Origin of the sequence: Streptomyces sp. NPDC087440 (genome assembly GCF_044744005.1) — a bacterium.
Taxonomy (GTDB): Bacteria; Actinomycetota; Actinomycetes; order Streptomycetales; family Streptomycetaceae; genus Streptomyces.
The window spans coordinates 220,423-243,132 of record NZ_JBIUXN010000003.1 but is presented as its reverse complement, the minus strand read 5'-3'; the positions used below and the strand labels follow the sequence as shown (position 1 = coordinate 243,132).

At 72.5% G+C, this 22,710-nt stretch carries 25 protein-coding genes; 11 read left to right on the top strand and 14 right to left on the bottom strand.

All coding sequences use genetic code 11. The features are described from left to right. Nucleotides 1–2: 2 nt before the first annotated feature. From cysD to ACIO3O_RS09325, 6 genes are all read right to left on the bottom strand, one after another. On the bottom strand, nt 3–938 hold the full coding sequence (gene cysD / locus ACIO3O_RS09350) for a sulfate adenylyltransferase subunit CysD (RefSeq protein WP_401743939.1): 936 nt from the start codon (nt 936–938) through the stop codon (nt 3–5). Next, the gene (gene cysC / locus ACIO3O_RS09345) at nt 935–1,525 is read right to left on the bottom strand and encodes an adenylyl-sulfate kinase (RefSeq protein WP_401743937.1); all 591 of its coding nucleotides are present in this window, start codon (nt 1,523–1,525) and stop codon (nt 935–937) included. Before cysC ends, cysD begins: the two co-directional genes overlap by 4 nt. Beyond that, nucleotides 1,507–2,214: a phosphoadenylyl-sulfate reductase gene (locus ACIO3O_RS09340; protein ID WP_401743935.1), complete on the bottom strand. Its 708-nt coding sequence runs from the start codon at nt 2,212–2,214 to the stop codon at nt 1,507–1,509. Before ACIO3O_RS09340 ends, cysC begins: the two co-directional genes overlap by 19 nt. Beyond that, nucleotides 2,211–2,393: a hypothetical protein gene (locus ACIO3O_RS09335; protein ID WP_401743932.1), complete on the bottom strand. Its 183-nt coding sequence runs from the start codon at nt 2,391–2,393 to the stop codon at nt 2,211–2,213. The genes ACIO3O_RS09340 and ACIO3O_RS09335 overlap by 4 nt, the downstream gene beginning before the upstream one ends. After that, nucleotides 2,390–4,096 (bottom strand): nitrite/sulfite reductase, encoded by a 1,707-nt coding sequence (locus ACIO3O_RS09330; RefSeq protein ID WP_401743929.1) that lies wholly within the window; start codon nt 4,094–4,096, stop codon nt 2,390–2,392. Before ACIO3O_RS09330 ends, ACIO3O_RS09335 begins: the two co-directional genes overlap by 4 nt. Nucleotides 4,097–4,250: 154 nt before the next feature. Continuing rightward, a complete protein-coding gene (locus tag ACIO3O_RS09325; RefSeq protein WP_318299652.1) occupies nt 4,251–4,334 on the bottom strand; it encodes a putative leader peptide in 84 nt (27 codons plus the stop codon). A 136-nt stretch (nt 4,335–4,470) separates the two neighbouring features. Here ACIO3O_RS09325 and ACIO3O_RS09320 point away from each other — a divergent pair, with 136 nt between their 5' ends. Continuing rightward, the gene (locus ACIO3O_RS09320) at nt 4,471–4,722 is read left to right on the top strand and encodes a hypothetical protein (protein ID WP_401743926.1); all 252 of its coding nucleotides are present in this window, start codon (nt 4,471–4,473) and stop codon (nt 4,720–4,722) included. 9 nt (nt 4,723–4,731) lie between these two features. Here the strand turns inward: ACIO3O_RS09320 and ACIO3O_RS09315 are convergent, their stop codons facing one another. Both ACIO3O_RS09315 and ACIO3O_RS09310 read right to left on the bottom strand, forming a co-directional pair. Then, nucleotides 4,732–5,310, bottom strand: a complete 579-nt coding sequence (locus tag ACIO3O_RS09315) for a GNAT family N-acetyltransferase (protein ID WP_401743924.1) — start codon at nt 5,308–5,310, stop codon at nt 4,732–4,734. A 43-nt stretch (nt 5,311–5,353) separates the two neighbouring features. Further along, nucleotides 5,354–6,988: an acyl-CoA dehydrogenase family protein gene (locus ACIO3O_RS09310; protein WP_401743921.1), complete on the bottom strand. Its 1,635-nt coding sequence runs from the start codon at nt 6,986–6,988 to the stop codon at nt 5,354–5,356. A 17-nt stretch (nt 6,989–7,005) separates the two neighbouring features. On the opposite strand from ACIO3O_RS09310, the gene ACIO3O_RS09305 reads away from it, so the two are divergent. Together ACIO3O_RS09305 and ACIO3O_RS09300 are read left to right on the top strand one after the other, a co-directional pair. Then, a complete protein-coding gene (locus ACIO3O_RS09305) occupies nt 7,006–8,220 on the top strand; it encodes a YihY/virulence factor BrkB family protein (protein WP_401743920.1) in 1,215 nt (404 codons plus the stop codon). A gap of 561 nt (nt 8,221–8,781) precedes the next feature. Then, a complete protein-coding gene (locus tag ACIO3O_RS09300) occupies nt 8,782–8,985 on the top strand; it encodes a hypothetical protein (RefSeq protein WP_401743918.1) in 204 nt (67 codons plus the stop codon). A 344-nt stretch (nt 8,986–9,329) separates the two neighbouring features. On the opposite strand, the gene ACIO3O_RS09295 is transcribed toward ACIO3O_RS09300, so the two are convergent. Continuing rightward, a complete protein-coding gene (locus ACIO3O_RS09295; RefSeq protein ID WP_401743915.1) occupies nt 9,330–9,728 on the bottom strand; it encodes a CU044_2847 family protein in 399 nt (132 codons plus the stop codon). Between the two features lie 129 nt (nt 9,729–9,857). On the opposite strand from ACIO3O_RS09295, the gene ACIO3O_RS09290 reads away from it, so the two are divergent. Continuing rightward, nucleotides 9,858–10,640 (top strand): helix-turn-helix domain-containing protein, encoded by a 783-nt coding sequence (locus ACIO3O_RS09290; protein WP_401743913.1) that lies wholly within the window; start codon nt 9,858–9,860, stop codon nt 10,638–10,640. Here the strand turns inward: ACIO3O_RS09290 and ACIO3O_RS09285 are convergent. Beyond that, a complete protein-coding gene (locus ACIO3O_RS09285; protein ID WP_401743911.1) occupies nt 10,577–10,972 on the bottom strand; it encodes a VOC family protein in 396 nt (131 codons plus the stop codon). The two genes, ACIO3O_RS09290 and ACIO3O_RS09285, sit on opposite strands and share 64 nt — an antisense overlap. 273 nt (nt 10,973–11,245) lie before the next feature. Between ACIO3O_RS09285 and ACIO3O_RS09280 the strand changes: the two genes are divergently transcribed. Continuing rightward, on the top strand, nt 11,246–12,241 hold the full coding sequence (locus ACIO3O_RS09280) for an NAD-dependent epimerase/dehydratase family protein (protein ID WP_401743908.1): 996 nt from the start codon (nt 11,246–11,248) through the stop codon (nt 12,239–12,241). Nucleotides 12,242–12,260: 19 nt separating this feature from the next. Here ACIO3O_RS09280 and ACIO3O_RS09275 read toward each other — a convergent pair whose 3' ends face one another. The 3 genes from ACIO3O_RS09275 to ACIO3O_RS09265 all read right to left on the bottom strand — a co-directional run bounded on the left by ACIO3O_RS09275 (nt 12,261) and on the right by ACIO3O_RS09265 (nt 14,319). Continuing rightward, nucleotides 12,261–12,923 carry a phosphotransferase family protein gene (locus ACIO3O_RS09275; protein ID WP_401743906.1) on the bottom strand — a complete coding sequence of 221 codons (663 nt, stop codon included), beginning with the start codon at nt 12,921–12,923 and terminating at the stop codon, nt 12,261–12,263. A 185-nt stretch (nt 12,924–13,108) separates the two neighbouring features. Further along, nucleotides 13,109–13,768, bottom strand: a complete 660-nt coding sequence (locus ACIO3O_RS09270; protein ID WP_401743905.1) for an SAM-dependent methyltransferase — start codon at nt 13,766–13,768, stop codon at nt 13,109–13,111. A 116-nt stretch (nt 13,769–13,884) separates the two neighbouring features. Further along, nucleotides 13,885–14,319, bottom strand: coding sequence for a hypothetical protein (locus tag ACIO3O_RS09265; protein WP_401743904.1), 435 nt, complete (start codon nt 14,317–14,319; stop codon nt 13,885–13,887). A gap of 99 nt (nt 14,320–14,418) precedes the next feature. Between ACIO3O_RS09265 and ACIO3O_RS09260 the strand changes: the two genes are divergently transcribed. The 3 genes from ACIO3O_RS09260 (at nt 14,419) to ACIO3O_RS09250 (ending at nt 17,882) form a co-directional block, all read left to right on the top strand. After that, nucleotides 14,419–15,258, top strand: a complete 840-nt coding sequence (locus tag ACIO3O_RS09260; protein ID WP_401743902.1) for a 2,3-dihydro-2,3-dihydroxybenzoate dehydrogenase — start codon at nt 14,419–14,421, stop codon at nt 15,256–15,258. Between the two features lie 76 nt (nt 15,259–15,334). Then, on the top strand, nt 15,335–16,597 hold the full coding sequence (gene dhbC / locus ACIO3O_RS09255; protein ID WP_401744466.1) for an isochorismate synthase DhbC: 1,263 nt from the start codon (nt 15,335–15,337) through the stop codon (nt 16,595–16,597). Between the two features lie 538 nt (nt 16,598–17,135). Continuing rightward, on the top strand, nt 17,136–17,882 hold the full coding sequence (locus tag ACIO3O_RS09250) for a hypothetical protein (protein ID WP_401743901.1): 747 nt from the start codon (nt 17,136–17,138) through the stop codon (nt 17,880–17,882). Here ACIO3O_RS09250 and ACIO3O_RS09245 read toward each other — a convergent pair. Continuing rightward, nucleotides 17,866–19,080, bottom strand: coding sequence for an MFS transporter (locus ACIO3O_RS09245; RefSeq protein WP_401743898.1), 1,215 nt, complete (start codon nt 19,078–19,080; stop codon nt 17,866–17,868). The genes ACIO3O_RS09250 and ACIO3O_RS09245 overlap by 17 nt on opposite strands. A 56-nt stretch (nt 19,081–19,136) precedes the next feature. On the opposite strand from ACIO3O_RS09245, the gene ACIO3O_RS09240 reads away from it, so the two are divergent. From ACIO3O_RS09240 to ACIO3O_RS09230, 3 genes are all read left to right on the top strand, one after another. Beyond that, on the top strand, nt 19,137–19,679 hold the full coding sequence (locus ACIO3O_RS09240) for a CGNR zinc finger domain-containing protein (RefSeq protein ID WP_401743895.1): 543 nt from the start codon (nt 19,137–19,139) through the stop codon (nt 19,677–19,679). 331 nt (nt 19,680–20,010) lie between these two features. After that, a complete protein-coding gene (rsgA, locus tag ACIO3O_RS09235; RefSeq protein WP_401743894.1) occupies nt 20,011–21,093 on the top strand; it encodes a ribosome small subunit-dependent GTPase A in 1,083 nt (360 codons plus the stop codon). 342 nt (nt 21,094–21,435) lie between these two features. Next, nucleotides 21,436–22,710, top strand: coding sequence for an extracellular solute-binding protein (locus ACIO3O_RS09230; protein WP_401743891.1), 1,275 nt, complete (start codon nt 21,436–21,438; stop codon nt 22,708–22,710).

The following is a 22,710-nucleotide window of genomic DNA, read 5'->3' as shown; positions in this document are numbered from 1 at the left end:
GTCTAGAAGTACCCTTCGCGCTTGCGGTCTTCCATCGCGGCCTCGGACATCTTGTCGTCGGCGCGGGTGGCACCCCGCTCGGTGAGCCGGGAGGCGGCGATCTCGGCGATGACGGCGTCCAGCGTGGTGGCGTCCGAGTCGACCGCGCCGGTGCAGGACATGTCGCCGACGGTGCGGTAGCGGATCAGCCGCGTCTGCACCGGCTCGGACTCCTTGGGGCCGCCCCACTCGCCGGCGGTCAGCCACATGCCGTTGCGGGCGAAGACCTCACGCTCGTGCGCGTAGTAGATCTGCGGGAGTTCGATCTTCTCGCGGGCGATGTACTGCCAGACGTCCAGCTCGGTCCAGTTGGAGAGCGGGAAGACCCGGACGTGCTCGCCGGGCGCGTGGCGGCCGTTGTAGAGCTGCCACAGCTCGGGGCGCTGGCGGCGCGGGTCCCACTGCGAGAACTCGTCCCGCAGGCTGAACACCCGCTCCTTGGCGCGCGCCTTCTCCTCGTCGCGGCGTCCGCCGCCGAAGACCGCGTCGAAGCGCTCCGCCTGGATCTTCTCGGTCAGCGGCAGCGTCTGGAGCGGGTTGCGGGTCCCGTCGGGCCGCTCGCGCAGCACACCGCGGTCGATGTAGTCCTGTACGGACGCCACGTGCAGCCGCAGCCCGTGCCGCTCGACGGCCCGGTCCCGGTACTCCAGCACCTCGGGGAAGTTGTGCCCGGTGTCCACGTGCAGCAGCGAGAAGGGGACCGCCGCCGGGGCGAACGCCTTCAGCGCCAGGTGCAGCATGACGATGGAGTCCTTGCCGCCGGAGAAGAGGATCACCGGCCGCTCGAACTCGCCCGCCACCTCGCGGAAGATGTGCACCGCCTCCGACTCCAGGGAGTCGAGGTGGCTGAGCGCGAAGGGGCTGTCGACACCCTCGTCGGTGGTTGCGGTGGTCGTCACGCCAGACCCCTCTCGGTGAGCAGCGCGTGCAGCGCCGCCGCGGACTCGTCGACGGACTGGGTGTGCGACTCGATGCGCAGGTCCGCCTCGACCGGCGCCTCGTACGGGTCGTCCACGCCGGTCAGCCCGGATATCTCCCCGGCCGCCTGCTTGGCGTACAGGCCCTTCACATCGCGTACGGAGCACACCTCGACCGGCGTCGCCACGTGCACCTCCAGGTAGGCGGTGCCCTCCGCCTGGTGCCGCTTGCGGACGGCCTCCCGGCTGTCGGCGTACGGGGCGATGACCGGGGCCAGCGCCAACACGCCGTTACGGGCCAGGAGTTCGGCCACGTAACCGATCCGCGTGACGTTGGTGTGCCGGTCCTCGCGGCTGAAGCCGAGGCCCGCCGAGAGGAACTCGCGGATCTCGTCGCCGTCGAGCACCTGGACCGCGCGGCCCTCGGCGCGCAGCCTTTCGGCGAGCGCGTACGCGATGGTGGTCTTGCCCGCGCTCGGCAGGCCGGTGAGCCAGACGGTGGCTCCGGTCACGGTGTTCTCCTGAGGGGTCTGACTGCTGCGACTGTCCGTCATCCGTGCAGCCCGCATTCGGTCTTGTTGCGTCCGGCCCAGCGTCCGGCGCGGGCGTCCTCGCCCTCCAGCACCCTGCGCGTGCAGGGGGCGCAGCCGACGGACGCGTAGCCGTCGGTCAGGAGGGGGTTGGTGAGGACGCCGTGCTCGGCGACGTACGCCTCGACGTCGTCCTGGGTCCAGCGGGCGATGGGGGAGACCTTCACCTTGCGGCGCTTCTCGTCCCAGCCGACGACCGGGGTGTTCGCCCGGGTCGGGGACTCGTCGCGGCGCAGCCCGGTCGCCCACGCGTCGTACGAACTCAAGGCCTCCTCAAGGGGCTTGACCTTGCGCAGCGCGCAGCACAGGTCGGGGTCGCGGTCGTGCAGCTTCGGCCCGTACTGGGCGTCCTGCTCGGCGACGGTCTGCCGGGGCGTGAGGGTGATGACATTGACGTCCATCACCGCGTCCACGGCGTCGCGGGTGCCGATGGTCTCCTCGAAGTGGTAGCCGGTGTCGAGGAAGACGACGTCCACGCCGGGCAGGGCGCGCGAGGCGAGGTGGGCGACGACCGCGTCCTCCATGGAGGACGTCACGCAGAAGCGGCTGCCGAAGGTGGTGGTCGCCCACGTCAGGATGTCGAGCGGGGAGGCGTCTTCGAGGTCGCGTCCGGCCTGCTCGGCCAGCGCGCGCAGGTCGCCCTGAACATTGTCCTGAACGACTGTCATATCCCTTCCCCTTCCGTCGAGTTGTTCGCGGTGAGACCCCGGGAGAGCAGCCCCAGGTACTTCAGCTGGAAGGCCCGGTTGCAGGAGTGGCACTCCCAGGCCCCGTGCCCGGTCTCGTTGGGCCGCAGGTCCTCGTCGCCGCAGTACGGGCAGTGGAAGGGGGCCGCGCGCTCGCTCACGACAGGTCCCCGTCCGCCGCACGCGTCGCCCAGGTCGCGAAGCGCTCGCCGTCCTCGCGCTGCTCCTGGAAGCGGGTCAGCACACGCTCCACGTAGTCGGGCAGCTCGGCCGCGGTGACCTTCAGGCCGCGGACCTTGCGCCCGAACCCGGCCTCCAGGCCGAGCGCGCCGCCCAGGTGCACCTGGTAGCCCTCGACCTGGTTGCCGTCGGCGTCCAGCACCAGCTGGCCCTTGAGGCCGATGTCGGCGACCTGGATACGGGCGCAGGCGTTGGGGCAGCCGTTGATGTTGATGGTGAGCGGCTCGTCGAACTCCGGGATGCGGCGCTCCAGTTCGTCGATGAGGGAGGCGCCGCGCGCCTTCGTCTCGACGATCGCCAGCTTGCAGAACTCGATGCCGGTGCAGGCCATCGTGCCGCGCCTGAACGGCGAAGGCGTGACCTTCAGGTCCAGCGACTCAAGCCCCGCCACCAGCGACTCGACCTGCTCCTCGGCGACGTCGAGCACGATCATCTTCTGCTCGGCGGTGGTACGCAGCCGCCCGGAGCCGTGGGCGTCCGCCAGCTCGGCGATCTTCGTCAGCGTGGAGCCGTCGACCCGCCCGACCCGGGGTGCGAAGCCGACGTAGAAACGCCCGTCCTTCTGCTGGTGCACACCGAGGTGGTCGCGCCAGGTCCCCTTGGGCTGCTGTGGCGCGGGCCCGTCGACCAGCGTGCGCTTGAGGTACTCGTCCTCCAGGACCTGCCGGAACTTCTCCGGGCCCCAGTCGGCGACCAGGAACTTCAGCCGGGCGCGGTTGCGCAGCCGCCGGTAGCCGTAGTCGCGGAAGATGCCGATGACGCCGCCGTACACGTCCGGCACGTCCTCCAGGGAGACCCAGGCCCCCAGCCGTACACCCAGCTTGGGGTTGGTGGAGAGCCCGCCGCCGACCCACAGGTCGAAGCCGGGGCCGTGCTCGGGGTGCTCGACGCCGACGAACGCGATGTCGTTGATCTCGTGCGCCACGTCCAGCTGCGGCGAACCGGAGATCGCCGACTTGAACTTGCGCGGCAGGTTGGAGAAGTCCGGGTTGCCGATGAACCGGCGGTAGATCTCGTCGATCGCGGGCGTGCCGTCGATGATCTCGTCCACCGCGATCCCGGCGACCGGCGAGCCGAGGATGACACGCGGGGTGTCGCCGCACGCCTCGGTCGTGGACAGCCCCACGGCCTCCAGGCGGCGCCAGATCTCCGGCACGTCCTCGATGCGGATCCAGTGGTACTGGACGTTCTGCCGGTCGGTGAGGTCGGCGGTGCCCCGCGCGAACTCCTGCGAGATCTCCCCGATCACGCGCAGCTGCTCGGTGGTCAGCCGACCGCCGTCGATGCGCACCCGCAGCATGAAGAACTCGTCGTCCAGCTCCTCCGGCTCCAGGATCGCGGTCTTGCCGCCGTCGATCCCGGGCTTGCGCTGCGTGTACAGCCCCCACCAACGCATGCGCCCGCGAAGGTCGTTGGGGTCGATGGAGTCGAAACCGCGCTGGGAGTAGATCGTCTCAATACGCGTCCGTACGTTGAGACCGTCGTCGTCCTTCTTGAACTGCTCGTTGCCGTTGAGGGGCGTGTGGTGCCCAACGGCCCACTGGCCTTCGCCACGGTGGCGTCCGGCCTTGCGGCGGGCGGTGACGGCAGCACCCGCTGCGGGCTTCTCTGGGGTGGCAGACATGGCGGTACGTCCTTCGGGCATGCGGGGGCTGCGTGGAATTCTCGGGCAGGCGGCTCTGACCTGCACACTCGCGCAGAAAGGGCGCGGGGGTGCGCAGACATGCGGGGCGCGGGGGTGCGGAAAACGCGAAAGGGGGTGCGGCAGTGCTGGGCTGTCAGCAGGCCGGACAGATGGCGCTGGACATGCGGCCGAGGTCGACGTGACGCCGACTGATCAAGGCAACTCCAGCTGTAGACATGACGGAAGCGTGGCACGGGGATCTCGGGCCAGTCCACCACTATCCACTATGTGGACCACTTGGTCTCACCTGTCGAAACGGTGTGCTCTGGGTCACTCTGGATCGGGTCCCCGGTCATATCCTGCTGTACCCGCACATGCGCGGTGTTCCAGGGGAGTTCGCTGCTCGCCAGGACGGCGCCCGGCTCACCGTTGTCCTCGGCGTCCCCGGTGCGGGCGCGACGATGGTGCCGCGGCACGGCGTGCTCCAGTGGGCGCAGGCCCGGCAGGGGAAGGGGGCCTCCAGGGACCCCACCCGCATCCCGCCCTGCTGCTGCGCGGCCTGCTCCACGTGGTGGAGCACCCCCGTCGCCGCGCTCGACCGCGAGCCCGACCCGCCCCCGCACTGAGCGGCCCGCTCAGACCTGCGGAAACGCCCCCGGCCACGGACCGGGGTTCGCCACCTCCGGCTCCGCCTCGACCGTCGTGTCGAAGAGCCTGAACCCGCGCCGCTCGTAGTTCGCCATCGCGTGCGGCCCGTCCTTGGAGCAGGTGTGCAGCCACACCCGCTTGGTCGGCGTCCGGTCCGGGTGCCGCTCGGCGAGGTCCCAGGCGCGCTCGATCCCGTACGAGAGGAGGTGACCGCCGATCCGCCGCCCCCGGAACGCCGGGATCAGCCCGAAGTAGACGATCTCCACCGCGCCCTCGTCCTGGGCCTCCAGCTCGACGTATCCGGCCGGGGTGCCCCTGTCGTACGCGACCCAGGTCTCGACCTCGGGCCGGTCCACGGCACGCCGCCACTGCTCGTACGACCAGGGCAGGCGGTCCGTCCAGCGGATGTCGCCGCCGACGGCGGTGTACAGGAAGCGGCTCAGCTCGGGCGAGGCGACCTCGGCCCGGACGATCCGCAGGTCGTCGCCGGGCGGGGGCGGGACCGGGCGCAGATCGTCCGGGGAGGTCTGTTCGAGGGACCAGGTGGTGACGTCGACGGTGCTCATACCGTCAGAGAATCACGCCTCCCACGTCCGCCAGAAGCGGGGGCTACGCTTCCGGTCGCGCCCGCTCCACCACCGCCCCCAGGTCCAGGCTGCCCGGCAGGGTGCCGAAGGCCGTTCCCCAGTCGCCGCCCAGACGTGAGGCGCAGAACGCGTCCGCGACCTCCGAGGGCGCCCACCGCACCAGTAGCGACCCCTGGAGGACGAGGGCCATCCGCTCCACGAGACGGCGTGCCCGCCCCTCGATACCGTCCAGGTCGGCCAGTTCGGTCAGCAGGTTCTTGATCGCCCCGTCCAGGCGGTGATCGGCGCCGCGCGCCTGCCCGACCTCGGTGAGGAAGGCGTTCAGCGCCATCGGTTCGCGCTGGAGGGCGCGCAGGACGTCCAGGGCCTGGACGTTGCCCGAGCCCTCCCAGATGGAGTTCAGCGGCGACTCGCGCAGCAGGCGCGGCATGCCCGAGTCCTCGACGTAGCCGTTGCCGCCCAGGCACTCCAGGGCCTCCGCCGCCACCGGCGTGCACCGCTTGGTCACCCAGTACTTCGCCGCCGGGACCGCGAGCCGCAGCAGCGCCCGGTCCTGCTCGCTGTCGCTGTCGTACGCGGCCGCCAGGCGCAGCGCGAGGGCGGTCGCCGCCTCCGACTCCAGGTGCAGGTCGGCCAGGACGTTGCGCATCAGGGGCTTGTCGATCAGCTCGCCGCCGAAGGCGCTGCGGTGCGCGGCGTGGTGCGTGGCCTGCGCGACCGCCTGCCGCATCAGCGCCGCCGAGCCGATCACGCAGTCCAGCCGGGTCGCCGCGACCATCCCGATGATGGTGCGCACCCCGCGCCCCTCCTCGCCGACCAGCCGCCCCCACGTCCCGTCGAACTCGACCTCGCTGGAGGCGTTCGACTTGTTGCCGAGCTTGTCCTTGAGGCGCTGGATGCGGAAGGTGTTGCGCGTCCCGTCCTCCAGCACGCGCGGTACGAGGAAGCAGCTCAGCCCGCCGGGCGCCTGCGCCAGCACCAGGAAGCCGTCGGACATCGGGGCGGAGCAGAACCACTTGTGCCCGGTGAGCGTGTACTCGCCGTCGACACCCGTGGGCAGGGCCTGGGTCGTGTTGGCCCGTACGTCGCTGCCGCCCTGCTTCTCGGTCATGCCCATGCCGAAGAGCGCCCCCGGCTTCTGGGAGGCGGGCAGCAGCTCCTGTCCGTACACCGACGAAGTCAGCCGGGGCTCCCACACCGCCGCCAGCGCCGGATCGGCACGCAGCGCGGGCACGGCGGCGTGTGTCATCGACACCGGACAGCCGTGCCCGCCCTCCGCCTGCGTCCACACCAGGAACCCGGCGGCCCGTCGCACGTGCCCGTTCGGGCGACCCCAGGCGTTCGTCAGACCGGACGACACGGCGTGCCCGAGGAGCCGGTGCCAGGAGGGGTGGAAGGTGACCTCGTCGATCCGGTTCCCGTACCGGTCGTGGGTGTGCAGCGTCGGCGGGTTCTCGTTCGCCAGCGCCCCCCATTCCTGGGCCTGCGCCGATCCGGCGGCCTGTCCGAGGGCGTGGAGTTCCTCCCGTACGCCCTCCAGGAGAGCGGGTTCGACATGCCGCTCGACCGCCTCCGTGAGGGCACGGTCCGCGCCGTAGACGTCGTACCCCACCAGGGGCGGGGCCTGATTGGTCACTGTGTGGGTGGTGGCTGCCATGCGGATACGGTAAGGAGGTGCAGGCAGCAAAAGAAACACCCGAACGGCCGCGGAAACACCGCAAGGAGAACCGGCTCCACCGTGCACGGGCCCTCTACCGGAACGTGTCGAAGCGGAAGCTGGCCTGGCTGCTCCTGAAGGACACCGTCAATTCCTGCGTCGAGTACCGCATCCTCGGCCTCGCCGCCGAAGCCGCCTTCTTCACGCTGCTGTCCCTGCCGCCGCTCCTCCTCGGCCTGATCGGCCTGCTCGGCTACATCGACGACTGGACGGCGACGGAGACCGTCCAGTCGATCGAGCGGAACATCCTCAACGCCTCGCAGGCGGTGCTCTCCGACCGGGGCGTCAACGAATTCGCCAAGCCGCTCCTGGAGGACGTGACCCGGGAGGGCCGCCCGGACGTCATCTCGATCGGCTTCGCGATCGCCCTGTGGTCCGGCTCGCGCGCCGTCAACGTCTTCATCGACACCATCACGGTCATGTACGGCCTCGACGGCCACCGGGGCATCGTGAAGACGCGGCTGCTGGCGTTCCTGCTGTACGTCGTCGCGCTGCTGATCGGCGCGGTGGTGCTGCCGCTGATGGTGGTGGGGCCGGACCGGGTGGTGGAGCTGGTGCCGTTCGGCACGGAGGTCATCTCCGTCCTGTACTGGCCGCTGGTGATAGTGCTGTCGGTTGTCTTCCTGACCACGCTCTACCACGTGTCCGTGCCGGTGCGGTCGCCCTGGGTGGAGGACGTGCCCGGGTCGCTGATAGCGCTGGGGATGTGGGTGCTGGGCAGCTTTCTGCTCCGTATCTACGTCACGAGCACGGTCGAGGGCGGCACGATCTACGGCTCGCTGGCCGCCCCGATCGCCGTCCTGCTGTGGATCGGGGTGTCCGCCTTCGCCGTGCTGGTGGGCGCTGCGGTGAACGCGGCCATCGACCGGGTCTGGCCGTCCGTCGCCACCGCCGCCGCCCGCGCCGACAACGACCGGCTGCGGACCGCTCAGGCCGCGGCGGTGATAGCGCGGGCCCGGGCGGCGGAGCTGGAGGCACAGGCGGGCTGGGTGCGGGACGAGGACGACGACGAGGCGTACGGGGACGACGGCGAGGGCCAGTGGACGGGGGCCAACCCGGACATGCCGTCGGAGTTCCCGGAGCGGTGGTCGCGGTTCTTGCCGCCGGACGATGTGAAGGGGCGGTTGCATGCGCAGCGGGAGAGGGCGGGGGAGAGGGAGCGGGGGGAGTAGTTCCGTCCCGGTACGCCGACACCTCCACCAGCAGCGCGCCCCGGCCCGCGCCGCTGCGTTCGATCTCCACGAGGATCGGCGACCAGCGCCGCCCGGCGGCCGGCGGGGCCGGGGCCGCGACGGGCGCGGGCCGGGCACGCGTACCGGCGCGGACGCCCGCACCGGCGCGACCATCCCCGCCGTGTCACGGAAGTCCGCCCGGTGCTCCTGCGCCCACCCCCGCAGCCCCTGCTCGACCCCGGGTCCGGCACGAGGTCCGCCAGCCGCACCGTCAACTCCGCGAGCGGCAGCGCGTCCGGCCGGGGCGGGGCCTCCGAGAGCAGGTACCAGACCGCCTCCCACAGGGTGTGCGGCCCGTCCGGGGGCATGGCGATGCCGAGCGTTCCGGTCGCGCCGCGCAGCAACGCGCCCAGGTCGTAGGCGACATCACCCCGAGGGGGCGTCGCGGCGGCGCGTTCGACGAGCGTGCGCAGCCGCCGCTTGCTGTCCCCGTCGTACCCCCGGGTGGGAACCAGTTCGGCCGAGCGCGGCAGATGGCGGGCGAGGGTGCGCGCCGGGATCATGCGGCCGACCCGGGTCCGGCCACTGCTCGCGGAGATCATCCCGACGACCGCCCCGCTGCCCTCCAGGAACGCGGCGGCCCCGCTGAAACCGCCGGTCAGCTCCTGGCCGTACGACGACCAGGACTTCACCTGCGTCCACTGGCCCGCGATCAACTGCCGTGATGTCGTGCGGAGTTCGCTGAGCACGCCGTCCTTGTCGTAGCCGTACGGGAAGCCGTACGAGGCCAGTTGGGCGGCGGACTGGCGTACGGGTCCTCCAGCCCGGCGAACACCGCCGGGGCCAGGCCGTCCACCGGGGTGTCCAGTTCCAGCAGGGCCACGTCACCGGGGTCGAGGTCGTGTCCTGACCACGGCCCGCGCTCGACCACCGTCGCCCCGACCGAGGCCTCGCGGCAGCCCGGGAGGACCAGCTCGACCCGCTCAGCCCGTGCACGACATGGGCACAGGTCAGCTCGTGCCGGTCGGACACCAGGGAACCGGAGCCGGTGGGGGCTCGTTCGTGCTCGACGCGTACGTGCCAGGCGGCGGGGGAGGCGGCGGCTCTGCTCACGGGGTGGCGGCCCCGGGAGCACCGGGGGGCGTGGCACCCGTACCGGCGGCACCCGTCGGGTCCGCCGCCGACGGGTCCGCCACCTTCGAGCCCCACGCCAGCTTGACCGTGATGTGCCCCTCCATCGAGGTCTTGGCGATCACCGCCCCCGCCTCGCCCGTCAGCTTCACGCCGAACTCCAGCTCCACGCCGTCCGGGCTGAGCGCCCCGCCCCGGAAGGTCCGCAGCGCGGACTCGGCCGCCGTGCGGATGCCCTCCAGGGCGTCGCTGAAGCTGCGGCCCGCGTCCAGCAGGTTGTCGCGGCGCGAGACCAGGGTGGCTCCGCGCGGTGCGTGGTCGATCTCGACGACCACGTTCCCGCCGTCCTCCGTCTTGAACTGCATCAGCTCGCTCACAACAGCCCCCGCGATCACGTCAGTTGTGCGGTGTCAGGTGTACCGCATTGTCCCCGAGCGCGGGTACGAGTGCCAGCGGATCAGCCCCGCCGGGCGGCGGGGCACAGGGGTGCGACGTAGCCTGGGGGCATGCCCGGCACCTATCAGGAGCGACCGTCGCTGCTGGACGGCGCGGTCCTCTGGCGGCGTGAAGCCGACCCCGCCCCCGCCCCCGGCGCGGCGGCGTACCCGGTGCTGCCCGACGGCTGCATGGACCTCGTCCTGGTCGACGGACGGCTGATCGTCGCGGGCCCCGACACCCGCGCCCACGGGACGTCCGACAGCCCCGGCGGCCGGTTCGCCGGAATCCGCTTCGCGCCCGGGACCGGGGCCGCCTTCCTCGGCGTACCGGCACACGCCCTGCGCGACCTGCGGGTTCCGCTCGACGAGGTGTGGGAGAAGGGGGCCGCGCGGGATGCGGCCGAGCGGGCCGCCGAAGCGCCCGACCCGCTGGGCGCGCTGGAGGAGTTCGCGCTGCGCAGGGCCGCCGACACCGGGCCGTGGGACCCGGTGATCCGGGCGGTCGCGGCAGGTCTTGAGGCCGGGGCCACGGTCGGGGCGGCCGCCGACGCCGTCGGGCTCGGCGCCCGGCAGCTGCACCGCCGCTCCCTCGACGCCTTCGGGTACGGGCCCAAGACCCTGGCCCGGGTGCTGCGGTTGCAGCGTGCGCTGGGACTCGTACGGGAAGGAACGCCGTTCGCGGAGGCGGCACACCGGGCGGGCTGTGCGGACCAGGCCCATCTGGCGCGCGAGACGCGGGAGTTGGCGGGGATGACGCTGCGCGCCTACACGGCGATGACGGCCGCGCGTCAGGCCAGGTCGTCGGCGAAGACCGAGACCCCGAGCCCGTCCGGGTCGAGCACGACGGCGTAGCGCTGGCCCCACTCGGCGTTCCACGGCTTCATGCTGCCGGTGTACCCGGCGGAGATCAGGTCGTCGTACGTCGCGTCCACGTCGGCGGCGTCGTCGCAGCGGAACGCGAGGCCGGTCCGGTCGCCGCCCTCCGGCTTCTTCCAGTCGGGGTCGATGGAGCGCATCACGTCCTCCGTGTCCCACAGCAGGCGCAGTCCGCCGGGCAGGTGGGCCTCCACGTGCGGCAGTGACTCGGCGCCGTCGGGCACCGGGACGCCGAGGCGGCGGTAGAAGGCGAGGGAGGCGGCGAGGTCGGCCGTGACCAGGCTGATGGAGTCGAATCGAGGAGTCATGGGGGAAACGTAACCCGGTCCGCGCGGCCGGATCTTGAAGAATTCGGACGTGTGGACGTGTGGACGTGTGGGTCTGGGGACGTGTGGGCCTGGGGGCGTGTGGACGTGCGGGCCTGGGGACATGCGGGTCTGGGGACGTGCGGTCCCGGATGCGCTCCGCCCGCCGGCGGAGACCCGCCACGGGGTCACCTGGGACGGCGGGAACTCCCGTTCCGCTGTGGGCGCAGTGTGCGGCCGGGTCCCCGTCCCGGCTCCCGGGGCATGATCGGCCGCATGAAGCTACTGATACTGGGCGGCACCGAGTTCGTCGGCCGCGCCGTCAGCGAGGAAGCACTCGCCCGGGGCTGGGACGTCACCGTTTTCCACCGGGGCACCCACGCGCCGCCGCCCGGCGTCACCGCCCTGCACGGCGACCGTCTCGGCGACCTCGCCGCGCTCGCCGGTGCGGTGCGCGACGGGGCCCGCTGGGACGTCGTACTCGATACGTGGTCGGGGGCGCCCGCCGCCGTCCGCGCGGCGGCGGAGCTGCTCGCCGGGCACGCCGAGCGGTATGTGTACGTGTCCTCGCGCTCCGTGTACGCCGACCCCGTGCCGCCGCACCAGGGGGAGGACGGGGCCCTGGTGGAGCCCGGCGACGAGGGGTACGCGCACCTCAAGCGCGGCGGGGAGCTGGCCGCCGTCGAGGTCTTCGGCGAGGACCGCAGCCTGCTGGTGCGGGCCGGGCTGATCCTGGGCCCCGGCGAGAACATCGGCCGCCTGCCGTGGTGGCTGAACCGCATCGCGCGCGGCGGCCCGGTGCTGGCCCCCGGACCTCGCGACCTCCCCCTCCAGTACGTGGACGCCCGGGACATGGCGGTCTGGATGCTGGACGCGGCCGAGCGCGGCCTGTCCGGCCCGTACCTGCTGGTTTCGCCGGAGGGGCACACCACCATGGGCGAACTGCTGGCGGCCTGCGTGCGGGCCACCGGCGCGAGCGGCGTCGAACTGCGCTGGGCCGAGCCCGCGTTGATCCTCGCCCACGGTGTCGAGCCCTGGCTGCACCTGCCGGTGTGGGTGCCGCCGGGCGAGGGTCACGACGCCATCCACCGGGCCGACGTCTCCAAGGCGGTCGCCGCCGGGCTGCGGTGCCGACCCGTGGCGCAGACGGTGGCCGACACCTGGGCGTGGCTCGGCACGCTCGGCGGGGTGGCGCCGCAGCGCCCCGACCGGCCGGTGGTCGGGCTGGACCCGGACGTCGAGGCGAAGGTGCTTGCGGCGCTGGGAGGTTGACGCGGGCCCGGGGGTCGGGTCACTCCGTCCAGCTCTCCGTGTCGATGAGCAAACCCACCCGGTGCGGCTGGAAGTCCACGAGTTCGCGGCACCTGGCGGTCATCGCCCGGTGCCGCACCTCCCAGCCGGGGCGCGCGCCGTACGCGTCGAAGAATCCCTCCAACGCGGCCACCCACTGCGGGTGATGGGTGCGCACGATCCACTCGCACCACGCCAGGTCCTCCACCGGGTCGCCCGCGTGCGCCCACTCCCAGTCGAGCAGTGCGGTGAGCTGGGAGCCGTCGTCGGAGAGCAGCATGTTGTTCGGTCCGAAGTCGCCGTGCACCAGGACCGAACCGGGCCTCGCCCGGGGGAACACCTCGACGGCGTCCACCGAGTGGACGGCCCGCAGCGCCGCACCGCAGGTGCGCAGTACGGACTCCGCCCAGCCCGCCTCGATCAAGTCCTGGCCGTGCACGCCCTCCAGGAAGGTCATGCTGAGGCTCTCCCCGGTGCAGCCGATCAACTGGGGCACCGGCAGCACCGCCCCGAGCGTCTCCAGTCCGCACAGGGCGGCGGCCTCCCGCTCCATCCGGCGCTGGGCGTCCCTGCCCTTGTACGTCTTGGTGACGACACCGGCGTGGTGGGTGGTGTGGTTGGTGTGTCCGTGCGGCAGCAGTTCCATGGGCTCAGCTTTGCTCATGCGGGAGGCCGCACGGGTTTTCGTATCGGGGGGCGGGAGACGGGTTGACGCCCAGATGAGGCGTCGCCCGACGTACGGCAGGGACCCTCGCGGCCTTCGCTGCGGCCGCTCTGCCGGTTACCGGAGGGATCGGCCCGTGGCGGCCGACCCCACCCGGCAGGGCCCGCAGACTTCGGGTTGCGTGGTCAGCGGTGGCGGCGGATCAGGACCGTCGAGTCCGTGCGGGTTGCCTCCGTGCCGTCGGGGGTCAGCTGCTTGCGGTCGTGTTCGGCGCAGACGAGGACGTCCCACGCTCCCTCCTCCAGGCGGAGGGATTCCACGACCTCGTCCGGCGACGGCAGGTGCACCTCCGGGTGGGGGTTGGGCTGCCAGGACGGCCAGCCCGAGTGGCCCTCGATCAGGAGCAGGCCGCCGGGGGCCACCGCCGACGCCGCCCGGCGCAGGATCTCCTCCCGGGGCAGTTCCGTCGGCGAGTGCAGGAACTGGGAGGAGACCAGGTCGAACTCACCGGCGGGGAAGGTCTTGCCGAGTTCGTGCCGCTGCCAGTCGATCCGGTCGGCGACGCCTGCCTCCGCCGCGTGCCGTGCCGCCCGCTCCAGGGCCACCCGGGAGATGTCCGTCGCCGTCACCTCCCAGCCCTGCCGCGCCAGCCACACCGCGTCCGCGCCCTCGCCGCAGCCCAGGTCCAGGGCTCGACCGGGGGTCAGGTCGGCGGTCTCCCGGACCAGGACCACGTTCGGGTTCCCGCTCCACACGCGGTCGCTCTCGGCGTAGCGACCGTCCCAGAATTCCGCGGATTCCGTCGGGTTCGAGGTGGCCTCGGACGTGTCGTCAACAGGTGTCATGAGTGATCGTTCCTCCGGCGAAGGGGGTGCTGTCGGTCGTTCTCCGTTACGACCGACAGCGTCCGCCCGCCCCTGTCGTTCCGGCAAAGGTTCTTGCCGGAACGGCAAAGCGGGCGTCAGGCCAGGAGGCGGGCGGGTCCGTCGGCCGGACCGCTCCTCCGGCACGCGTCGTCGTGGCCGCCGTTGAACTCGCCGTACGTGACGTCGTGGCCGCCCGTCGGCGGCGCGTTGAGCATCCGGCGGTTCTCGTGCCGGAGCATCCACTCCTGGGCCCCCGCCTCCAGCCGGAAGCGCACCCCGGGGCGGCGGTCCGTCCGTGCGAACTCGGCCGCCAGCCACTTCGGCTCTCGCGCCGGGTCCGTGTCCGGCCACCAGAAGGAGCCCGACGGGACCTGGACCCGCCGCCCGCAGCGGTCCGCCGACCAAGATGGTCTGTTCCGGTCTGATGTGTCTGTGCCCTGTGTGTCCGGTATGCCCACTGGGGCTTTTTCGGCCGGGAGTTGACCGGAGGTGGCGGATACCCCGGTGGTGCCCGCACGCCGGGCGGTCATAAGGTGAGGCTAGCCTAAGTTTTTGTCAGGCCCCGGTGTTGTCGATCTTCATCGTGCGTTAGGTTAGGCTCACCTAACAAGACTCCGGGAGGACTTTGCATGCCTGAGCACATACCGTCGCAATCACCGTCCGCCCCGGGCGAGTTCGGGGGGCGGGGCGAATTCGCCGGCCGTGTCGCGCTCGTCACCGGTGCGGGGCAGGGCATCGGTGAAGCGGTGGTGCGGGCCCTGGCAGCGCGCGGGGCGACCGTCGCCGCGACCGACCGGACACCGGAGGGCGTCGAGGCGTTGGCCGCGGAGCTGGCCCCCGGGACCGGCCCCGGAGGTGTGGTGGCGTACCCGCTGGACGTCACCGACGCGGCGGCCGTGGACGCGGTCGTCTCCCGGGTCGAGGACGAACTCGGGCCGCTCGACCTGCTGGTGAACGTCGCCGGAATCCTCCGGATCTCCCCGGCCACCGAGCTCACCGACCGCGACTGGGCCGACACCTTCGCCGTCAACACCACCGGCGTCTTCCACACCTCGCGCGCCGCCGCCGCCCTCATGGCCGGGCGCCGCCGGGGATGCATCGTCACCGTCGCCTCCAACGCCGCCGGGATACCCCGCACCGGCATGGCCGCGTACGCCGCCTCCAAGGCCGCCGCCGCCATGTTCACCAAGTGCCTCGGCCTGGAGGTCGCCCGCAGCGGGGTGCGCTGCAACGTCGTCGCGCCCGGCTCCACCGACACCCCCATGCTGCGCGGCATGGGCGAGGGCCGCCCCGACGCCGAACGCGCCCTGATCGACGGCGACTTGGCCTCGTACAAGAACGGCATACCGCTCGGGCGGATCGCCCAGCCGGAGGACATCGCGGACGCGGTGCTCTTCCTGGCGTCCGACCGCGCGCGCCACATCACCATGCAGGACATCTACGTCGACGGCGGCGCGACCCTGCGCTGACCCGCCCCTCCCCGCTGACGCCTTTCTCTGGCTCCGCCCCCACATCCTCACGAGCATTGGAGAACCCGTGGACACCGTGTCGACGGCACCCGAAGTCGCCACCACCACCGCCGCGGTCCCGGTCCCGCGCCACAGCCGCTCCGCCGAGGCGGCGCACCCCGCCGTCGGTGCGGCCACCGCACTACTGGACGCGTACACCCCCGGCGCGCGCTTCCTCGCCACCCCCACCCGGACCCTGCTGTCCGACGGCCCCGCGCGTGAAGTCCCGCACGGGGAAGCGCCGTTGGGCGAGCGGGTCGCCGAGACCCTGGCGGCCGCCCGGCGCGACGGGCAGCCCCGCCCGATCGTCATCGGCGCGGTGCCGTTCGACCAGAGCGCGCCCGCCGCCCTCGCGGTCCCGGAGTTCGTGCAGGACGCGCCGCCGCTCGCGAACGACCCGCTGATAGCCCTCCCGGCCGACCTGCCCGCCGCCACGACCTGGCAGGTGCGGCCGGTGCCGGAGCCCGAGGTGTACGGGGCCGGGGTCGCCGCCGTCGTGGACCGCATGTGGCGGGGGGAGTTCAGCAAGGTCGTGCTGGCGCGGACTCTGGAGCTGACGGCGGACGCGCCGCTGGACCTGCCGGTGATGCTCCAGCGGCTGGCGCGGCGGGATCCGTCGGGGTACACCTTCGCGCTGCCGACCGGCATCGAGGCCGACGGGGCCGTCCGTACGGGTGAGGGGCGCACGCTCCTGGGGGCCAGCCCCGAACTGCTGGTCTCGCGGCGGGGCAACAAGGTCGTGGCCAACCCGCTCGCCGGGTCCACCCCGCGCAGCGAGGACCTCGCGGAGGACGTGCGCAGGGCGGCGGCGCTGCTCGCCTCGGCGAAGGACCTGCACGAGCACGCGGTGGTCGTCGACGCGGTGCACGGGGCGTTGGCTCCGTACTGCACGTCGCTGGACGTCCCGGCGAAGCCGACGCTGATCCGCACCGCCACGATGTGGCACCTGTCGACGACGGTCACCGGCACGCTGCCCGAGGAGGGTGCGGCCTCCGCGCTGGAGCTGGCCTCGGCGCTGCACCCGACGCCCGCCGTGTGCGGCACGCCGACCCTGACGGCGCGTCAGGTCATCGCGGAGACCGAGCCGTTCGACCGGGGCTTCTTCACCGGGATGATCGGGTGGGGCGACGCGGACGGCGACGGGGAGTGGGTCGTCACGATCCGCTGCGCGGAGGCGGAGGAGCGCACGCTGCGGCTGTATGCGGGGGCGGGCGTGGTGGCGGCGTCCGAGCCGGAGGCGGAGACGGCGGAGACGGGCGCCAAGTTCCGGACGTTCCTGCACGCGGTGGGGGCGGAGTAGGGATGGCCGGGGGGCGGGGTGCCCCGGACCTCTGGGGCGGCACTCTGCCTCCCTCTGGGCGGTGCCATGCCTCCCTGGTCGGCACCCCCGTCCCCTTGGGCTCCGCCTCTTCGCCCGCCCTTGGGCTCCGCCTCTTCCCCCTGCCCCCTTGGGCGGCGGGGCCGCCCCCCGGGGGCGGGACGGGCGGGCAAGGGGGCGGCCCGCCCGATACGGGCCCGGCCCGGTTCCGCCCCCTGCCTGCACGCCGGTGCCGGGTTGCTGTTCGGGCCGGGGGCTCCGCCCCCGGACCCCCGGGTTTCGCCCCGGTCCCGCCCCTTTCCCTAAAGCGCTTGCCGCGCGGCTGGGTGGGTGGTTGCTCGCGCAGTTCCCCGCGCCCCTGAAGGGGCGCTCCTTGTCGGCGAGCCAGGTTCCGCCGCCGGTGGGCCACGTTCTGCCGCCGGCGGGCCAGGTTCCGCCCCTTGGGCGACCCGCCCGCCACGCGGGGTCCGTGGTGTGGTGGTGCCGCATCCCGGGGCCGCTCGCGCCTACCGTGACCGTTATGAACGCATCTGGTATGGATTCCGACCGGCTCAATGCCCTCGCCGCACTGAGCGAAAGCACCGACGCCAACCGCGCCGAACTCATCGACCGCGCCTGGCGCACCGGCACCCGCAACGTCGTCGAGCTGGCCTCCGTCTCCGGGGCGGACCGGGACACCGTCTACGCCGACCTCACCGCCCGGGGCATCGACTGGCGCGACCCCGACGCCCTCCCCGCCCCCCGCCCCGAGCGCGTCGGCCCGGAAGCCGTCGAGCTGGTGGCCCGGCAGGCCGAGGACGCCTTCGGGCCGCTCGTGCACGACACGCACGACCCGGGCCCCCTCACCACCGTCAGCTGGCAGCTCGCCATCGCGTACCGGTCGATCGCCGCCCTGCTGCTCGACGAACTCTCCGACGCCGACCGCGAGGAGACCGCCGAGGAGCTCTCCGACCGGCTCCAGATCGCCCTGCACCACTCCCACGTCTACCGTGCGTCCCGCAGCACCCCGCGCCGCCTCGGCGCCCAGACCGGGCGCACCGACGCCGAGATCGCCTTCCTCCAGCCGCTGCCCACGGGTGCGACCGTCACGCTCGCCCTCCAGTCCGGCGAGACCCTCACCGTGACGCTGGGGAGCGAGGAGGGGACCGGGCTGACCACCCTCACCTCCGACAACCCGCTGCTGGACACCACCCTGGAGGCCCACGACCACCTGGAGCTGCACACCGCCCTGGACACGGTCGCGCAGGTGCTCACCCGTCACCTCTGACACGTACGAGCCGACCCGTACGAGCCCGTACGAGAAGGCTTCCCAGCGCGGCCAGGATCTGGAACGCGGCGGCGGCCAGCAGCGCCGCCGGGACGGATCGCGCGGCCAGCGGGCCCGCGAGCGCCGCGCCCAGCGCGAATCCGGTGATCTTCAGGCTGGCCCCGGTCGTGAACACCTGGCCGCGCAGCCCCTCGGGGGCCTCCCGGTGACGTATCGCGAAGAGCGCGGTGAGCTGCGGGCCCGTCGCGCAGCCCGCCAGCACGGCGGCCACGAGGACCGGCGCGGGGTACGTCGTCGCGGCGAGCAGCATCGCGACCGCGAGCAGCGCCGCGCTCCGGCCGAGCACGGTGTCCGGCCGCAGCGGGAGCGGTCGGCGGGCCAGTACGGCGTTGGCGGCCAGGGCGGCGACGGCCGACAGGGACAGCAGCAGGGCACCTCGGTGCGCGCCGCCCAGGGCCAGCGATCCGAGCAGCGGCGTCACCGCGACGAACACGCCCTCGCCCGCGCAGGACAGCACGGACACGGCCGTCGCCCCGGCCAGCGCCCGGCGGCGCAGCAGCACCCGGAATCCGGCGGCGAGGCCCGCGACGGCGGACGGGCCGGTGCGCGGACGGTCCGGGGGTGCGGGGAGGCGGTACGGCGGTGCGGGGATGCGCCACGCCACCGGGAGCGCCGCCGCGATCAGCGCCGCCGCGAGGGCCAGGGAAGCCTTCGCCCCGGCCAGCGCCGTGACTCCGGCGGCCAGCGCCGGGCCCGCCAGGGCGGCCGCGTCGAAGGTCATCGCGTCCAGCGTGTTGGCGCGTGCGAGGTTCGATTCCCCGACGGCGTGCGGGAGTTGGGAGGTCCAGCCGCCCGAGAGGGCCGGGGCGAGGAGTCCGGTCCCGGCGGCCAGGAGGAGCGGAACCGCGTCCGGCGTCCGGCCCAGCGCCAGCAGCACCGCCAGCAGCCCCGCCGCGTACAGCGCGAGCGCCCCGGCGAGCAGACGCCCCGGGCGGCGGGCCCGGTCGAGCAGTACCCCGAACAGGGGGCCGCCCAGCGCCGCCGCGACCGTCAGCGCGGCCAGCAGGGACGAGGCGGCCGCCGCCGAACCGGTGACGGCCAGGGCGAGCAGCAGGAGGGCGGGGCCCGACGTCTCGTCGCCGGTGCGGGCAAGGGTCGCCCCGGCGGCGTAGCGGCCCGGCGGGTAACGCTTCGGCATGGCGGGCACGTTACGCACGTAACGGAAAGTAGTGCTAGTTGCGTTACATTTGGCGGATGCTGTCGATGCACACCGCCCGGCGGACCGTGGCCCTGATCAATGTGCTGTGTGCGGCGGGCGAGGAGGCCGCCGTGCTCAAGGCCGTGAGGGAAGTCCTCGTGGAATACGGTGAGTTGGAGCCGCTCGGCATCCGCGGGGACGACCTCGCCGATCTCCGTGCGGCGGCCCTGTCGCTGCGCGAGGTCTTCGCCGCCGTCGACGTCGACAGCGCCGCCGTCACCCTCAACGGCCTGCTGGGCGACGTCCGGGGGCGGCTGCGGCTCACCTCGCACGACGGCTCCGGCGGATGGCACCCGCACCTGGACAGCGACGACGAAGCCCCGTGGGGCGAGTGGTTCCTGGCCTCCTCGGTGCTCGCCCTGACCGTGCTGCTCTGGGACCGGCAGGCGCCCCCGGGCGGACTCTGCTCCTCCCCGTCCTGCCCGCACGTCTACCTCGCCCACGGCAGCGGCCCCGAACGCCGCTACTGCTCCCGCCGCTGCGCCACCCGCGAACGCGTCGCGGCCCACCGCAGGGCCCGCGCCGAGGCGGTGCGCTGAGGCGGTGCGCTGAGGTGGCGCGCCGAGGTCGTCGGGAAAATCGGTGGCGTGCCGCCGGAGGGTGTGGTTATGGTTCAGCCTGTTCCTCCGGCGGCGCTCAGCGCTGCCGGACATTCGGTCGAAGCAAGGCAGGAGGTGGGCCCGATGGCTGCCGTCGTCGTCATGGGTGCCGCGCGCACTCGGAAGCTCGTTCTCCCCACCACCTCCGTGGCCTCCGGCTGATCACTCACTTTCCGCGTCCGTGAACGCGGTGCCGGGGCCGTCCTTGAAGGGTCCCACCTTGTCTTCTGCTGCTTCTTCGCAGTCCTCCACCTTCTCGCTCCACGCTTCCGTGTCCTCGCACCCGCTCCAGCCGTACGGCTGGGACGCGCAGTGGGAGGCCGAGTTCGCCCCGTACGCCGAGCAGGGCCTGCTGCCCGGCCGGGTCGTACGGGTCGACCGGGGGCAGGCCGACGTCGTCACCGCCGACGGGCTGATCCGTGCCGACACCGCGCTGGTCACCCCGCACGACCCGCTGCGGGTCGTCTGCACCGGCGACTGGGCCGCCGTCGAGCCCGCCGGTGACCCGCGGCTGATCCGGGCGCTGCTGCCGCGCCGTACCGCGTTCGTACGGTCCACCTCCTCCCAGCGGTCCGAGGGGCAGATCCTCGCCGCCAACGTCGACCACGCGATCATCGCGGTCTCGCTCGCCGTCGAGCTGGACCTCGGGCGCATCGAACGCTTCCTCGCCCTGGCCTGGGAGTCGGGGGCGCAGCCGCTGGTCGTCCTGACCAAGTGCGACCTGGTCCCGGACGCCACCGGGCGCTCGTACCTCGTCGAAGACGTCGAGACCACCGCGCCCGGCGTCCAGGTGCTGGCCGTCAGCTCCACCACCGGGGAGGGCCTCGACGTCCTCGGGGCGATCGTCGCCGACGGCACCAGCGTGCTGCTCGGCGCGTCCGGCGCGGGCAAGTCGACGCTCGCCAACACCCTGCTCGGCAAGGACGTGATGGAGGTCCAGGCCGCCCGTGACGTCGACGGCAAGGGCCGGCACACCACCACCACCCGCAACCTCCTCGCGCTGCCCGGCGGGGGAGTCCTCATCGACACCCCCGGTCTGCGCGGTGTCGGGCTGTGGGACTCCGAGGCCGGGGTCGGCCAGGTCTTCTCGGAGATCGGGGAGTTGGCCGAGGAGTGCCGCTTCCACGACTGCGGGCACGTCGCCGAGCCGGGCTGCGCCGTGCTCGCCGCGATCGAGGACGGGGCGCTGCCCGAGCGACGGCTGGAGAGCTGGCGCAAGCTGATGCGCGAGAACCGGCGCATCGTCGCCAAGACCGACGCCCGGCTGCGCCAGGAGATGCTCAAGAACTGGAAGCAGATGGGCGCGGAGGGCCGGACCAACGCCGCCATCAAGCGCGGCCAGCGCGTCCGGTGAGCGTTTCCGGTGACCGTCGCCCGGTGAGCGGCTGACTCCGCGCATGGCCATAGGCCAACTCGCGGGTGGTGCATAGCAGAAACGCACGTCGCACACGGAAGACGCGTGCGGTCTTCGGCAGTTGAGTGGGGCATCGAGGCAACTCGGTGCCCCCTTCGTCGTGTTGGCGGCCGGGTGCGCCCGTGCACGGGTCTGTGTCCCCGGGATGTCAGGCCGGTGAAAAGTCTTTACAGGTCCGACCACTCGGTGCCAAACTCGCGCCCCGAACGGCTGTAAAGCCACTTGTATGCGCTTCCAACTTGTCGCACCCTCCGATTTGTCGGACAACTCAAGGAGCTCCGCGTGAGACGTCGTCAGCTGATCACCCTCGCTACCGCCCTGGTCGCGGCCACCGCTCTCACCGCGACCGGGTGCGGCCGGTCCGACACCGGCAAGGACGACAAGGCCAAGGACGTCGCGGCGGGTGCGGCCAAGGGCGAGATCACCGTCTGGGCGATGGGCGGCGAGGGCGACAACCTGCCCAAGCTGGCGGCGGAGTTCGAGAAGGCCAACCCCGGCACCAAGATCAAGGTCACCGCGATCCCGTGGAGCGCCGCGCACGACAAGCTGGCCGGTGCCATCGCCGCCAACAAGACCCCCGACATCTCGCTGGTCGGCACGACCTGGATGGCGGAGTTCGCCAAGACCGGCGCCCTCGACCCGGTTCCGGCGATCGTCGACCAGAAGAAGTTCTTCCCGGCGTCGGTGGAGCCGATGACGGTCAACAACCAGATGTACGCGGTGCCCTGGTACGTCGACGTACGCGCCCTCTACGGCCACAACAAGATCCTCGCCAAGGCGGGCATCACCAAGGCCCCCGAGACCTGGGAGGAGCTGAAGGCCTCGGCCAAGGCGGCGCAGACCAAGGGCGGCGCCAAGTGGGGCCTGTTCATTCCGCCGGGCGGCCTCGGCTCCGGCCAGGTGCTGCTGCCGCTGATCTGGCAGCAGGGCAGCGACATCATGGACGCCGACCACAAGAAGTTCACCCTGGACACCCCGGAGAACGTCAAGGCGCTCACGTACTACAAGTCCTTCTTCGAGGAGAAGATCGCCCCCAAGGCGTTCGCCGAGGGCGACCCGGAGCGCTGGTTCACCAAGGACCAGCTCGCCTACTACATCAACGGCCCCTACATGGTCACCCAGTTCGCCAAGCTGGGCGGCGCGGGCTTCGAGAAGGAGTTCACCGTCTCGCAGGTGGCGGGCGCGGCCAAGCGCACCTCCTTCGCGGGCGGCGCGGGCCTCGCGGTCTTCAAGTCCGCCAAGAACCGTGACGCCTCCTGGAAGTTCGTCAACTGGCTGACCGAGCCCAAGGTCCAGTCGACCTGGTACGACATCCAGAAGGACCTGCCCAGCGTGCCCACCGCCTGGGAGTCGGGACCGCTCAAGGAGAACCCGAACAACGCGGCCTTCGGCAAGCAGATGACCGACGCCAAGGCGCCCCCGGCCATCCAGACCTTCGAAGAGGTCAACAAGATGATCGAGGCCACCGTCGAGAAGGTCGTCAAGGGCGGACTGTCGCCCGCCGACGCCGCCAAGGAGATGCAGAAGAAGGCCGACGGCATCGGAACGGGCGCCTGA